General features: G+C 72.8%; 10 protein-coding genes. 9 read left to right on the top strand and 1 reads right to left on the bottom strand.

Going from position 1 to position 13,867, the window contains the following annotated elements; translation table 11 throughout:
- Nucleotides 1–52: 52 nt before the first annotated feature.
- From ACZ5DS_RS16800 to ACZ5DS_RS16765, 8 genes are all read left to right on the top strand, one after another.
- On the top strand, nucleotides 53–1,096 hold the full coding sequence (locus ACZ5DS_RS16800) for a methionine ABC transporter ATP-binding protein (RefSeq protein ID WP_468238667.1): 1,044 nt from the start codon (nucleotides 53–55) through the stop codon (nucleotides 1,094–1,096).
- Complete coding sequence (locus tag ACZ5DS_RS16795; protein WP_468238665.1) at nucleotides 1,093–1,833, top strand: methionine ABC transporter permease; 741 nt, start codon at nucleotides 1,093–1,095, stop codon at nucleotides 1,831–1,833. The genes ACZ5DS_RS16800 and ACZ5DS_RS16795 overlap by 4 nt, the downstream gene beginning before the upstream one ends.
- 69 nt (nucleotides 1,834–1,902) lie before the next feature.
- The gene (locus ACZ5DS_RS16790) at nucleotides 1,903–2,736 is read left to right on the top strand and encodes a MetQ/NlpA family ABC transporter substrate-binding protein (RefSeq protein ID WP_468238663.1); all 834 of its coding nucleotides are present in this window, start codon (nucleotides 1,903–1,905) and stop codon (nucleotides 2,734–2,736) included.
- Nucleotides 2,737–2,878: 142 nt separating this feature from the next.
- Nucleotides 2,879–3,517, top strand: coding sequence for a GNAT family N-acetyltransferase (locus ACZ5DS_RS16785; RefSeq protein WP_468238661.1), 639 nt, complete (start codon nucleotides 2,879–2,881; stop codon nucleotides 3,515–3,517).
- Nucleotides 3,518–3,616: 99 nt separating this feature from the next.
- Nucleotides 3,617–4,843, top strand: a complete 1,227-nt coding sequence (gene cbiE / locus ACZ5DS_RS16780; protein ID WP_468238659.1) for a precorrin-6y C5,15-methyltransferase (decarboxylating) subunit CbiE — start codon at nucleotides 3,617–3,619, stop codon at nucleotides 4,841–4,843.
- 393 nt (nucleotides 4,844–5,236) lie between these two features.
- Nucleotides 5,237–9,307, top strand: a complete 4,071-nt coding sequence (gene cobT / locus ACZ5DS_RS16775; protein WP_468238657.1) for a nicotinate-nucleotide--dimethylbenzimidazole phosphoribosyltransferase — start codon at nucleotides 5,237–5,239, stop codon at nucleotides 9,305–9,307.
- 162 nt (nucleotides 9,308–9,469) lie between these two features.
- Nucleotides 9,470–10,702 (top strand): uroporphyrinogen-III C-methyltransferase, encoded by a 1,233-nt coding sequence (gene cobA / locus ACZ5DS_RS16770; protein ID WP_468239302.1) that lies wholly within the window; start codon nucleotides 9,470–9,472, stop codon nucleotides 10,700–10,702.
- Between the two features lie 98 nt (nucleotides 10,703–10,800).
- Complete coding sequence (locus tag ACZ5DS_RS16765; protein WP_468238655.1) at nucleotides 10,801–11,619, top strand: TrmH family RNA methyltransferase; 819 nt, start codon at nucleotides 10,801–10,803, stop codon at nucleotides 11,617–11,619.
- Nucleotides 11,620–11,635: 16 nt separating this feature from the next.
- On the opposite strand, the gene ACZ5DS_RS16760 is transcribed toward ACZ5DS_RS16765, so the two are convergent.
- Nucleotides 11,636–13,009 carry a serine/threonine-protein kinase gene (locus tag ACZ5DS_RS16760; RefSeq protein ID WP_468238653.1) on the bottom strand — a complete coding sequence of 458 codons (1,374 nt, stop codon included), beginning with the start codon at nucleotides 13,007–13,009 and terminating at the stop codon, nucleotides 11,636–11,638.
- Nucleotides 13,010–13,611: 602 nt separating this feature from the next.
- On the opposite strand from ACZ5DS_RS16760, the gene ACZ5DS_RS16755 reads away from it, so the two are divergent.
- A complete protein-coding gene (locus tag ACZ5DS_RS16755; RefSeq protein WP_468238650.1) occupies nucleotides 13,612–13,788 on the top strand; it encodes a hypothetical protein in 177 nt (58 codons plus the stop codon).
- Nucleotides 13,789–13,867 lie beyond the last annotated feature (79 nt).

Here is a 13,867-nt window from a genome sequence, read left to right as displayed (position 1 = left end):
CCCGTGCCCGGGCACACCCACGCCCGCGCACTCGACAGTGACGGAAACCCCAGTGATCACCACCTCGGGCCTCACCAAGGTCTACCGCTCCCGCGGCCGTGAGGTCACCGCCCTCGACGGCGTCGATCTCCACGTCCGCGAAGGCGAGGTCTACGGCGTCATCGGCCATTCCGGCGCCGGAAAGTCCTCGCTCATCCGCTGCGTCAACCTCCTCGAACGTCCGACATCCGGGACGGTCACCGTCGACGGACAGGACCTCACCGCGCTCGCCGGACGCGGCAGCCGCGCCGGCCGGGAACTCCGGCAGGCGCGCAGCCGGATCGGCATGGTCTTCCAGCACTTCAACCTGCTGTCCTCGCGGACCGTGCAGGACAACGTCGAGCTGCCCCTGGAGATCCTCGGCAAGTCCGGGAAGGAACGGTCCCGCAAGGCGCTCGAACTCCTCGACCTGGTCGGCCTCGCCGACAAGGCCAAGGCCTACCCCGCCCAGCTCTCCGGCGGCCAGAAGCAGCGCGTCGGCATCGCCCGCGCCCTCGCCGGCGACCCCAAGGTGCTGCTCTCCGACGAGGCCACCAGCGCCCTCGACCCGGAGACCACCCGCTCCATCCTCCAGCTGCTGCGCGACCTGAACCGGCAGCTGGGCCTGACCGTCCTGCTCATCACGCACGAGATGGACGTCGTGAAGTCGGTCTGCGACTCCGCCGCCCTGATGGAGGGGGGCCGGATCGTGGAGTCCGGCACGGTCAGCGAGCTGCTGGCCACCCCGGGCTCCGAGCTGGCCGCCGCGCTGTTCCCGGTGGGCGGCGAGGCCTCCGGCACCGACCGGACCGTCCTCGACGTCACCTTCCACGGCGAGGCCGCCACCCAGCCGGTCATCTCCCAGCTCGCGCGCACCTACAACATCGACATCTCGATCCTCGGCGCCGCCATCGACACCGTCGGCGGCCTGCAGATCGGCCGCATGCGCATCGAACTGCCCGGCCGCTACGAGGACAACGTGGTGCCCGTCGGCTTCCTGCGCGAGCAGGGCCTGCAGATCGATGTCGTCGGCCCCCAGGGCCAGGAGCCCCTGCTGGTGAAGGAAGGTGCGAAGTGACCTGGTCCGAGATGCAGCCGCTGCTGTCCCAGGCGTGTAGCGAGACGTTCACCATGGTGGCCTGGTCCACCCTGATCGCCGTCGCCGCCGGCCTTCCGCTCGGCATCCTCCTCGTCCTCACCGACCGGGGCGGCCTGCTGCAGAACGTCGTCGCGAACAAGGTGATCGGCCAGGTCGTGAACGTCGGCCGGTCGATGCCGTTCATCATCCTGATGGTCGCGCTGATGAGCTTCACCCGCTGGGTCACCGGGACGACGATCGGCACCACCGCCGCCATCGTGCCGCTCGCCATCGGCGGCATCCCGTTCTTCGCCCGCCTCGTTGAGACGGCTGTCCGCGAAGTGGACAACGGTCTGGTCGAGGCCGTGCAGGCCATGGGCGGCAACTCCTGGACGATCGTCCGCAAGGTACTCGTCCCCGAGGCCCTGCCCTCGCTGATCGCCAGCACGACCACCACGATCATCGCCCTGATCGGCTACTCCGCCATGGCCGGCACGGTCGGCGGCGGCGGCCTCGGCGACCTCGCCGTCCGCTACGGCTACCAGCGCTTCGAGACCGAGCTGATGTGGATCACCGTCGCGATCCTCGCCGTCGTCATCTCCCTCATCCAGTTCGCCGGCGACTACGCGGCCCGCTCCCTGCACCACCGCGGCGCCCGCTCCGGCCCCGCGCCCAGGCTGCGCCTGCTGAAGGCCGCCGAGGAGCCCGCGGCGGCCGACGTCACCAAGGTCGCCTGAGGCCCCACCCCAAAGACTCCCCGTACACCCATCACGGGGTCGCACCACCCTTAAGGAAAGGCACTTTTCGTGCGTAACACCGCCAAGCTCACCACCGCCGTCCTCGCCGCCGGAGCCCTCACCCTCGGGCTCACCGCCTGCGGCTCCGACAAGGACTCCGCCGGCTCCTCCGACTACAGCGGCCCGCTGGTCGTCGCCGCGAGCCCGACCCCGCACGCCGAGATCCTGAACTTCGTCGAGAAGAACCTGGCGAAGAAGGCGGGCCTCGACCTCGAGGTCAAGGAGTTCACCGACTACATCACGCCGAACACGGCGACCGAGGACGGCTCGGTCGATGCCAACTACTTCCAGAACCAGCCGTACCTGGACGACTTCAACAAGAAGCGCGGCACCCACATCGTGCCCGTCGTCACGGTGCACCTGGAGCCGCTCGGCCTCTACTCCCACAAGGTGAAGAGCGTCGACGCCCTCAAGAGCGGTGCGACCGTCGCCGTCCCGAACGACGCCGTCAACGAGGCCCGCGCCCTGAAGCTGCTGGCCGCCAAGGGGCTCATCACCCTCAAGGACGGCGCCGGCTCCGAGGCGACCCCGCAGGACATCACCAAGAACCCCAAGAACCTTAACTTCAAGGAGGTCGAGGCGGCCCAGACCGCGCGCTCCCTGGACGACGTGGACGCGGCCGTGATCAACGGCAACTACGCCATCTCCTCCGGCATCAAGCCCGCCAAGGAGGCCCTCGTCCTGGAGTCCGCGAAGAACAGCCCGTACGGCAACTTCCTCGCGGTGAAGAAGGGCAACGAGAAGGACCCGCGCGTGAAGAAGCTCGCGGGGCTCCTCACCTCGCCCGAGGTCAAGAAGTTCATCGAGGACACGTACCAGGGCTCCGTCATCCCCTCTTTCTGACGGGGCGTATACCGCGTATCGCCACGCACGGGGTCCACTCCCTCACCGGGGGTGGGCCCCCTCGTGCCGTTCAGTGGTTTCATGCTGCATGCTGGGCAGTTCAGCGGGAACTGAAGGTTTTTCAATGGTTACGGAGCGGCGCATGACTGGCACCTTTCCCAACGTCTCCATCAGCACGGAGCGGTTGGTCCTGCGCCCTTTCGAGGAGTCGGACATCGAGGCGTTGGCCGAGATGATGAACGACGAGCTCGTCACCGCCTGGACCTCCGCGCCCCACCCCTACACCGAGGCCGAGGCACGGAAGTGGATCACCGAGCTCGCCCCCGCCGAGCGGACCGAGGGCCGCGGCATCGTCTTCGCGGTCGACGAGTTCCTCACCCAGCGCCTCGTCGGTATCGTGCACCTGCAGAACACGAACTGGCGCGTCCGATCCAGTGAGATCGCCTATGCCGTCGCCCCCTGGGCCCGCGGCGAGGGCTACGCCTCCGAGGCGGCGCTCGCCACCGCCCAGTGGCTCTTCCACGACCAGAAGTTCGAGCGGCTGGAACTGCGCACCGCCGCCGACAACACCGCCTCTCAGCAGGTGGCGCAGAAGATCGGCTGTATCAGCGAGGGCGTCCTGCGCAACGCCTGGATAGCGCGCACCAGGTCCGGGGACGGGACGTGGACCGACACCCGCACGGACGTCATCGTCTGGAGCCTGCTGCCGGAAGACCTCGCCGCCGTCAGCGAGCAGCTGGCCGACATGGGTGGTTTCACCGCGTACCCGGACTGGAACTGAGCCTCCGGGCACCGGACGCACCCCTGGCTTCACCAGGTACCCTCACGAAGCCCGCCCGGGCCCCGAAGACCTGCATGAACCCTCTGGAGACTGACTGCGATGGCCGACCGCGTCACGGTGATCGGCTGGGACGGCTCGCCGCTGACCGACGCGGCACGCGCCGCCCTCGGCGCCGCCACGCTCGTGGCCGGCGCGGCTCACCACCTGGCGCTCCCCGAGGTCCCGCCCGCCGCCGAGCGCATCCGCCTCGGCAGCCTCGCTCTGGCCGCCCGCCGCATCGCCGCCCACCGCGGCACCGCCGTGGTGTTCGCCGACGGCGACCCCGGCTTCTTCGGCGTCGTACGGACCCTGCGCGCACCGGAGTTCGGCCTGGAGGTCGAGGTCGTCCCCGCCGTCTCCTCGGTGGCCGCCGCCTTCGCCCGGGCCGGGATGCCCTGGGACGACGCCCAGGTGGTCGTCGCCCACCCGCGCACCCTGCGCCGGGCCGTGAACGTGTGCCGCGCCCACACCAAGGTCGCCGTCCTCACCGCACCGGGCGCGGGCCCCGCGGAACTCGGTCTGCTGCTGGACGGGGTCCATCGAACCTTCGTCATCTGCGAGGAACTGGGCACCGAACGCGAACAGGTCACCGTCGTCACCTCCGACAAGGCCCCCGACCACACCTGGCGCGACCCGAACGTCGTCATCGTCATCGGCGGCCCGGTCGGGGCCGCCGAGGGCGGCGGCTGGATCGCCGGGCGCGACCCGGCCACCGGCCCGCGCGGCTGGGTGCAGCCAGACGCGGACTACGCGGCGTACGGCGGCGGCCTCGGCGAAGGGGAGACCCAGCTGCTGCGTGCCGCCCAACTCGCCCGCCTCGGCCCCCGGGTCGGCGACCTCGTCTGGGACATCGGCTGCGGCAGCGGCGCGTTCGCCGCCGAGGCCGCGCGCGCCGGAGCCGCCGTCATCGCCGTCGACCGGCGGCACGACGCCTGCACCCGCACCGACGCGGCCGCGCGCCGCTTCGGCGTCCACCTCCAAGTGGTGCAGGGCACCGCCCCGCACGTCCTCGAAAACCTGCCCGAACCGGACGTCGTACGGGTCGGCGGCGGGGGAGCGGCCGTCGTTTCCGCGGTCGCCGACCGCCGTCCGCAGCGCATCGTGACCCACGCCGCGACCCGGGACGAGGCCGAACTCATCGGCCGCGACCTGACCGAGCACGGATACCGGGTCGAGTGCGCCCTGCTGCAGTCCGTCGAACTGGACACCAGGGCCTGGACGGAGACCGAGCGGAACGTTGCGTTCCTGCTCACCGGGGAATTGCTCCGGCGCGAAGCGCCTCGTTGAGGGGTGGTCGTCGGGCGACGGGCGGGCCTGCCGGATCGCGCCCCGTGATCCTGTTGTCGTACCGCGCGCGGTAGGCTGGCCGATCGTTGTACCGCATCCGCGGCCCGGAACTTCGTTCGCCAATGTCCGGAAAGCGTGCCCGTTTTGGGGTGGGTGTGGTACGGCAGAACCCGAGGACGCGCAACGTGGCGCAGTCCACAGCGGGCTGTCGCGGATCATGCTGTCGCGATGGCGGAACGGCCGGGACAATGCCACTGAATGGCTTTGTCGCCTTTTTGGGGCGGGTCGTTCGTGCCGCTGGGCACGCACGCTCGTTCTTCACTACGGGGCGGTCGGTGCGCCGTTCCGGGTGAGCTGGTCGTAGAAGCACTAACCGATGGGCGAGGGGTACGCATGACCGACACCGGCCAGGTCCCGGGCGAGGGACAGCCGGAGAGCGCAGGCATGGTGGAACAGCCGGGCGCCCCCGCGCACGGCGCGTACACCTACCTCTCCGAGGCTCCCGCCGAGGACGAAGACCTGCTGCTGCCGGGTGCCCAGGGCGCGTGGGGCAACGAAGTGCCGCCACCCGCCCCGGAACCGGTCGTCGAGGCCGTCCACGAGCCGGGCCCGCACGAGACGGGCGGCCGGGACAGTGGTTCCGTCGACCTCAGCGGCGTCCGGCTGCCGAACCCGGCGCAGGCGTCGGTGCCGCCGTCGCCCATCCTGTCGGCCCCGCACGACCCTGCGGCGCCACCGCAGCCGCAGCGCCGACCGCTGCACCTCGGCCCGCCGATCCCCGACGCCTCCGCCAGCCCGGTCCGCTCTCTCGCCGACCGCGGGCCCGCGGGAGCGCCGGTACGCCAGCCGGCTCCGGCCACGACCGGGCCCGAGTATCTCGACGTCCAGCCGCTGCGCGACATGGCACCGCAGAGCGCGGCCCCCTGGGGCGCCGCGCCTGCCGCCGTGGCCCAGGTCGGCGCCGAGGCACGGGCTGCGGAAACGGTTAGTCCGGTTGCTCGGCCCGAGGGCACCGCCGAAGCGCCCGATGCCGCCCAGGCCGCGATGACCCGCGTCGCCGCGCAGGCGTCCGCGCCGGTGCCGGGCGAGCAGATCCAGGCCCCGGTCCAGATGCCGGGCGGTGTGCACGGTCATGACGGTGTGCAGGCCGAGCACGGCCACGACGGCGGCTACGCCGTTGCTGCCGGGCAGGGCGCCGAGGGTGCCCAGAGTGCTCCGGCTTCGGCGGAGGGCGGGCAGGGCGCGCAGCCGCCCGCTGCCGTGAACATCCCCGGGCCCGGGGAAGCGGCCGCCACCGGTCCCGTGGCTCCTGCCGAGGGTGGTGCCGCTGCCGACGGGGGTGTACCCGCTCCCGAGGTCGTGGCGGCGGCTCCGGCTGCCGAGGTCACGGCGGTCGCCGAGACCGGCCAGGCGGCTCCTGCGGCGGACGCGGCCGAGCAGGGCGCGCCGGTCCAGGACGAGGCCGTACTGGTCCAGGCGCCGGAGGGGGCGCAGGTCGCGGAGGGCGCGGAAGCCGTCCAGGTGCCCGAGGCCGTTCAGCCGAGTGAGGGTGTGCAGCCGGTTGCGGGCGCGCAGGCCGCCGAAGCCGTGCAGGCCGAGGGACCTGCGGCTGCGGTCGCCGGCGCTGCTGCCGAGAGCGCGGATGCCGGTGCGACACACGCTCCGGCCGCGGGGGGCGACGCGGTCGCCGCCCAGGCCGTGCCCCCCACCCCCGATGTCGTCGCCGCCCAGGGTGCGGTTCAGAGCACTGACGCTGTTGCCGGCCAGGCCGTGCCCTTGGCTGCCGACGCCGTTGCCGCCGAGGGTGCGGTTCAGGGCGCCGATGCTGGTGCTGTCCAGGCTGTCCCCTTGGCTGCCGACGCCGTTGCCGCCCAGGCCGTTGCTCCGGCGCCCGGCGCCGTTCCCGCACAGCACACGGCCGAAGCCGCCGGCGTTGCTGCGGCGCAGGCCGACCCGCAGGTCTCCGGTGCCGTGGCGGCCGGCCCGGACTCTGCCGATCTAGCCACCCCGGCTGCCGAACCCGAGCACGCCGTTGCCGTCGAGCCCGTTGCCACCGCCCCCGGCGCGGAAACCGCGGCCGTCGCCGCCCCGGAGCCCGACGCCGTACAGACCCCGCCCGGCCCCGCCGCGCCCGCCGAGGTGCCCGAGCCGGCTCTCCACCAGGCGCAGGGCCCGCAGCTGGCCGGAGCCGTCCCGAACGACGGGGAGGCCGTGGCCGCCGCGCACGAGTTGCCGGAACTGCCGGCGCACGCTCAGGAGGCCCCCGGCCAGGGCGAGGGCGCCCCTGCCGCCACGCCGACCCTGGCACCCGGCGCCGCCCCTGCCGGCCCGCAGCTTCAGTCCGCCCAGGCCGAGCCCGTCGTACCGGACGGCGTCCCTGGGCAGGTCGAGTCCGGCGCAACCGCCGAATCCCGCCCCGCCGACGCCCCGGCGGAGCCGCAACCCGACCAGCCGCTCGGCGAGTTCGTGCCCGTCGAGGGCCAGGTGCCGACCACCCCGCACCTGGCACCGACGCCGCCGCAGCCCCTCGTGCTGCCCGCCCAGGAACAGCACGAGCCCGTAGCCATGGTCACGGTCCCCGCGCCACGCGAGGCCGAGCCCGCCGCCGCACCGGCCGGGCCGGTCGACGAGCACGCCCCCGACGTCGTCCAGCACGCGGAGGACCTGGAAACCAGGGCCGCCGAGCAGGAAGAGAGCACGGCCGCAGTGGAAGAGGCAGGACAGTCCTCCGGACCGGCCGCGCCCGCCTACGACGACGTCGAGCGCGAGGCGGTCCTCAAGGTGATGCGCGAGCGCCGCGACATCCGCAACGGCTTCCGCAGCGACCCGATCCCGCACGAGGTGCTGCTGCGCGTGCTGGAGGCCGCCCACACGGCGCCGTCCGTGGGCCACTCGCAGCCCTGGGACTTCGTCGTCATCCGGTCCGCCGACACCCGCCGCGCCATGCACGAACTGGCCATGCGCCAGCGCGACGCGTACGCGAAGTCGCTGCCCAAGGGCCGGGCCAAGCAGTTCAAGGAACTGAAGATCGAGGCCATCCTCGACACCCCGGTGAACATCGTCGTCACCGCGGACCCGACCCGCGGCGGCCGCCACACCCTCGGCCGCCACACCCAGCCGCAGATGGCGCCGTACTCCGCCGCGCTCGCGGTCGAGAACCTCTGGCTTGCCGCACGCGCCGAGGGCCTCGGCGTCGGCTGGGTCAGCTTCTTCGACGAGCGGGAGATGGTCCGCGCGCTCGGTCTGCCCGAGCACCTGGAGGTCATCGCCTACCTGTGTGTCGGGTACGTCGACGAATTCCCGGACGAGCCCGAGCTGATGCAGGCCGGCTGGTCCAAGCGGCGCCCGCTGTCGTGGGTGGTGCACGAGGAGACGTACGGCCGCCGCGCCCTGCCCGGAGAGGAACCCCACGACCTGCTTGCCGAGACCGTCGCACAGATCCGCCCGCTCGACGCCAAGGCGCTCGGCGAGGCCTGGGAGCGCCAGAAGCGCATGACCAAGCCGGCCGGCGCGCTCGGCATGCTGGAGATCATCTCCGCGCAGCTGTCCGGGCTGTCCCGGCAGTGCCCGCCGCCGATCCCGGAGCCCGCCGCCGTCGCCATCTTCGCCGGCGACCACGGCGTGCACGCCCAGGGCGTCACCCCCTGGCCGCAGGAGGTCACCGCCCAGATGGTGGCCAACTTCCTGGGCGGCGGAGCGGTCTGCAACGCCTTCGCGGGCCAGGTCGGCGCCGAGGTGTGCGTCGTGGACGTCGGCGTGGCCGCCGACCTGCCGGCCACGCCCGGTCTGCTGCCCCGCAAGATCCGCGGCGGCACGTCGGACATGACCACCGGCCCCGCGATGACCCGCGAGGAGGCCAAGGCGGCCATCGAGGTGGGCATCGAGACCGCCCGCGACCTGGTGGCGGCGGGGAACAAGGCGCTGCTCACCGGTGAGATGGGCATCGCCAACACGACGGCGTCCGCCGCGCTCATCTCCGTCTTCACGGGTGCCGACCCCACCGAGGTCACCGGCCGGGGCACCGGCATCAACGACGAGACCCTGGCCCGCAAGACCGAGGTGGTCCGCCGGGCCCTGGAGCTGCACCAGCCGGACCCGGCCGACCCGATCGGCGTCCTCGCGGCCATCGGCGGGTTCGAGCACGCGGCGATGGTGGGCCTGCTGCTGGGCGGCGCGTCTCTGCGCACCCCGGTGATCCTGGACGGCGTCAGCGCCGGCGCCGCCGCCCTCGTCGCCCGCGCCATCGCCCCCGAGGTGCTCGCGGCCTGCATCGCCGGCCACCGCAGCGCGGAGCCCGGGCATGTCGCCGCCCTCAACAAGCTGGGCCTGCGGCCCCTGGTCGACCTCGACCTCCGCCTCGGCGAGGGCACGGGCGCACTCCTGGCCCTGCCGCTGGTCCAGAGCACGGCACGGGCGATGCACGAGGTGGCGACGTTCGATTCGGCAGGGGTCACCGAGAAGTAGGGGTTCACCTCAGAGGCGGAGCGGGCGTCACCAGGGGTGGTCCGGTTTCAACTGCCGGACCACCCGTGCGGTCTGCCCTGCTCACACCTTAAAATCCGCACGTCAGGGCCGCTCCGGAGCCGCAGCGTGCCCACCGCAAAGCTGTCCGAGGAGCCGCCCCTCATGGCCGAACACCCCGCCTACCCCGTAGGCCTCCGTCTCTCCGGCCGCACAGTGGTCGTCCTCGGCGGCGGCCAGGTCGCCCAGCGCCGCCTCCCGGCACTGATCGCGGCCGGCGCGAACATCCTCCTCGTGTCCCCCGAGGCGACCCCCTCGGTGGAGGCGATGGCGGACGCGGGCGAGATCACCTGGGAGCGGCGCCCCTACGCGGACGGCGACCTCGCGGCGGCCTGGTACGCCCTCATCGCCACCAGCGACCCCGAGGCCAACGCCCGGGCCTCCGCCGAAGCGGAGCGCCACCGCGTCTGGTGCGTCCGCTCCGACGACGCGGACCAGGCGACAGCCTGGACCCCGGCGACCGGCCACAGCGAGGGCGTCACGGTCGCCGTCCTCACCACGGACGCCAAGGGCCGCGACCCGCGCCACACGGCCGCCATCCGCGACGCCGTGGTCGAGGGCCTGCGCGACGGCACCCTGGTCGCCCCCCATCACCGCACGCGCACGCCCGGCGTGGCCCTGGTCGGCGGCGGCCCCGGCGACCCGGACCTGATCACCGTCCGCGGCCGCCGTCTCCTCGCCGAGGCCGACGTCGTGATCGCGGACCGGCTCGGCCCGCGCGACCTGCTCGCCGAACTCCCGCCGCACGTCGAGGTCATCGACGCCGCGAAGATCCCGTACGGCCGCTACATGGCCCAGGAGGCCATCAACAACGCGCTGATCGAGCACGCCAGGCAGGGCAAGTCCGTCGTACGGCTCAAGGGCGGCGACCCCTTCGTCTTCGGCCGGGGCATGGAGGAGGTGCAGGCGCTCGCCGAGGCCGGTATCGCCTGCACGGTCGTCCCCGGCATCTCCAGCTCGATCTCGGTGCCGGGCGCGGCCGGCATCCCCGTCACGCACCGCGGTGTCGCCCACGAGTTCACCGTGGTCAGCGGCCATGTCGCCCCGGACGACGAGCGCTCCCTGGTCGACTGGCCGTCGCTGGCGAAGCTGACCGGTACGCTCGTGATCCTCATGGGCGTCGACAAGATCGGGAAGATCGCCGAGACGCTCGTCGCGCACGGCAAGTCGCCCGAGACCCCCGTCGCCCTCGTCCAGGAGGGCACGACCGCCGCACAGCGCCGGGTGGACGCGACGCTCGCCACGGTCGCCGAGACCGTACGCGCCGAGGACGTGAAGCCCCCGGCGGTCATCGTCATCGGCGAGGTCGTGAACGTCGGCCCGGAGCCCGCGGCTTGATGCGTTTGCCATGGCCGGCGAGGCTGGCACGTAACCACGGGTAACACAACCCGTCTCCAGCCGTTGGCAGCACACCCAGGACAAGGCAGTATCACCCTGTGGCCGATCTCATCACCATTGAGGATCCCGACGACCCGCGCCTGCGCGACTACACGGGCCTGACCGACGTCGAACTGCGCCGCAAGCGCGAGCCGGCCGAGGGCCTGTTCATCGCCGAGGGCGAGAAGGTCATCCGAAGGGCCAAGGAAGCCGGCTACGAGATGCGCTCCATGCTGCTCTCGGCCAAGTGGATCGACGTCATGCGCGACGTCATCGACGAACTTCCGGCCCCCGTGTACGCCGTGAGCCCCGAACTCGCCGAGCAGGTCACCGGCTACCACGTGCACCGCGGCGCCCTCGCCTCCATGCAGCGCAAGCCCCTGCCCACCGCGGCGGAGCTGCTCCGCTCCGCCCGCCGGGTGGTGGTCATGGAGTCGGTCAACGACCACACCAACATCGGCGCGATCTTCCGCTCGGCGGCCGCGCTCGGCATGGACGCGGTGCTGCTGTCGCCCGACTGCGCCGATCCGCTGTACCGCCGTAGCGTCAAGGTCTCGATGGGCGCGGTGTTCTCCGTGCCGTACGCCCGTCTGGAGTCCTGGCCCAAGGGCCTGGACTCGGTCCGCGAGGCCGGCTTCACGCTGCTCGCGCTCACCCCGGACGAGAAGGCCAGGTCCCTCGACGAGGCCGCTCCGCACAGGATGGACCGGGTCGCCCTGATGCTCGGCGCCGAGGGTGACGGCCTGTCCACGCAGGCTCTGGTCGCCGCCGACGAGTGGGTGCGCATCCCCATGTCCCACGGGGTCGACTCCCTCAACGTGGGCGCGGCGGCCGCGGTGGCGTTCTACGCGGTGGCCTCGGGACGGCCCGGGGCCTGATCCGGACCGGGGACGGTCACTTACCGGGGCCGGACCGGAAGGTCGAGTCGTACCGCTGCGACATCAGTTTTCCCTCGTCCAGCGGCTTGACGGTCGGCTGTGTGCGCTGCGGCCGCCCCTTGCCGTCCTCGCCGAGGCTGCGCGCCGGCCCCTGACAGCCCTGGGCCACCGCGATGCCGAGCGCCACCAGCAGCGTCACCACCACGAAGACGAACAGTCGCTGACGCAGCAGCCGGGGGTTGGCCGGCCGTCTTCCGGTCACCGTCTTACGCGGCGCCGGACGCCCGGTGCCGCCCCGTGCAGCGGGCCGGCCTCCGCTCGCGGAGCGCGGACCGCCGGCCCGGGGGGCCAGGGTGGGACGGGCCGAGCCCGGCCGGGAGGCGAGGCCGCCGCGCGAGGGCGCACCGCCCCGGGAGGGCATGCTCCCGCGCGGCACCGGGGTCCCGGGGGAGGTGCGTCGCTGAGTGCTGCGCTGCTGCTCGGGATAGGTGTCCGCGAGCCGTCCGGTCGGCCGGTCGGCCTCCCCGGTGCGGGGCGCGGGCGGCCGTGCTTCGGCCAGGCCCTGTGCCTCGCGGGCGGCGATCTCCTTGAGCCGCAGAGACAGTTGAAGGGTGCTGGGCCGGTCGTCGGGGTCCTTGGCGAGACAGGCCCGCAGGAGCGGGGCGAGCGCGTCCGGGACGCCGTACAGCTGTGGCTCCTCGTGCACCACGCGGTACAGCATCACCTCGGAACTGCCGTGTCCGAAGGGGGAGTCGCCGGTCGAGGCGTAGGCCAGGGTGGCGCCGAGGGAGAAGACGTCCGTGGCGGGCGTCACGGCAGCGCCGCGCACCTGCTCGGGAGCGAGGAAGCCGGGGGAACCGACCGCGGTGCCGACGTGGGTGAGCGTGGAGGCGCCCGTGGCCCAGGCGATGCCGAAGTCGATGATCCGCGGCCCCTTGGGGGACAGCAGGATGTTGGAGGGCTTCAGGTCACGGTGGACGACACCGGCCTCGTGCACGGCGACCAGTCCCTCGGACAGGGCCGCGCCGACCGCCGCCGTCTCGGCCGCGTCGAGCGGGCCCTCGTCGGCGACCTTGTCGTGCAGGGAGGGCCCGGGCACGTACTGCGTCGCGAACCAGGGCCGGTCGGCCTCCAGGTCCGCCGCCACCAGCCGCGCCGTGCAGCCGCCCCTGATGCGCCGGGCCGCCGAGACCTCGCGGGCGAAGCGCGACCGGAACTCCTGATCCTCCGCCAGATCGGGCCGGATCACCTTCAGCGCGACCCGCTGCCCCTTCTTGTCGGAGCCGAGGTAGACCACGCCCATTCCGCCCGCGCCGAGCCGTCGGTGAAGCCTGAACGAGCCGACGACGCGCGGGTCCTCGCGCCTCAGGCGCATCATCGCCATGTTCATCCCCGCTGCCCGGTCCCTGTGACGTGGCACAGCTTACGTTTCCACAGGCGCCTGCGCGCAGAGGCCGCGCCCTCTCGGGCGGACGGATTGTGCGCGGCGGGAGCGCGAGGTGAAACGTGGTCAGGAAGCCGCTCGGTGCTGTGCCCTTGAGGTTCCTGTGATCTCAACGTGCCGACGCGGCAGGGAGGTTGACCTCGGTCCGGCTGACCATGGAGGGGGACCGGGACCGGCCGCGAGAACCCGGCGGCCCCCCGGACGCCCGGCACCCGGGTGTGCCCACCACCCGACCACACTCCATCCCCCCACCCCGGTCGAAGTGAGCGAAGTCACTCGTTCCACGCGCCTGAGGGTCCGGACATGGCGGGACACGGCGGGCAACCCCTCCGGGAAGACCCCGAGACCTAGGACCACGTCTCCACCCAGGGGAGTACGAGGCAGGTCATGGCTCATCCTCCGGGAGGCCCGTCATTCGGTACGAGGGCATGACGTCCGCCGCGGGCCGCGCGCCTAGATTTGAGGTCAAGCGGCGGGTGCAGCACTCGTCCCCCGAGGTCAGGCACCCGCCGCTGCCAACGACAACCGAGACGGTCAGGAGAGGGACCATGGCCCACACGGCACCGCGGCGCACAGCGTTCCGCCCCCGCCGGACGGGCCGCCGCCACCCCGCGGTGGCGACACTCATGGCCCTACCCCTGGCGGCCCTGCTCCTCCTCGTCTTCGACGGCTGGGAGACGGTGGCCACACAGGCGTCGTCCGTGGGTGCGATGCTGGGGCGCTGAGCGGCGACCCCAGGCCCGGAAGAGCGGTCCGGGCGGGGACATCCATCCATGAAACCCCGTGGGGACGGGGGTGCGGCGG

The sequence above is a fragment of the Streptomyces sp. NPDC031100 genome, assembly GCF_055570785.1.
The sequence above is the reverse complement of the archived record's forward strand: the minus strand, read 5'-3'. Positions and strand labels throughout refer to the sequence as shown.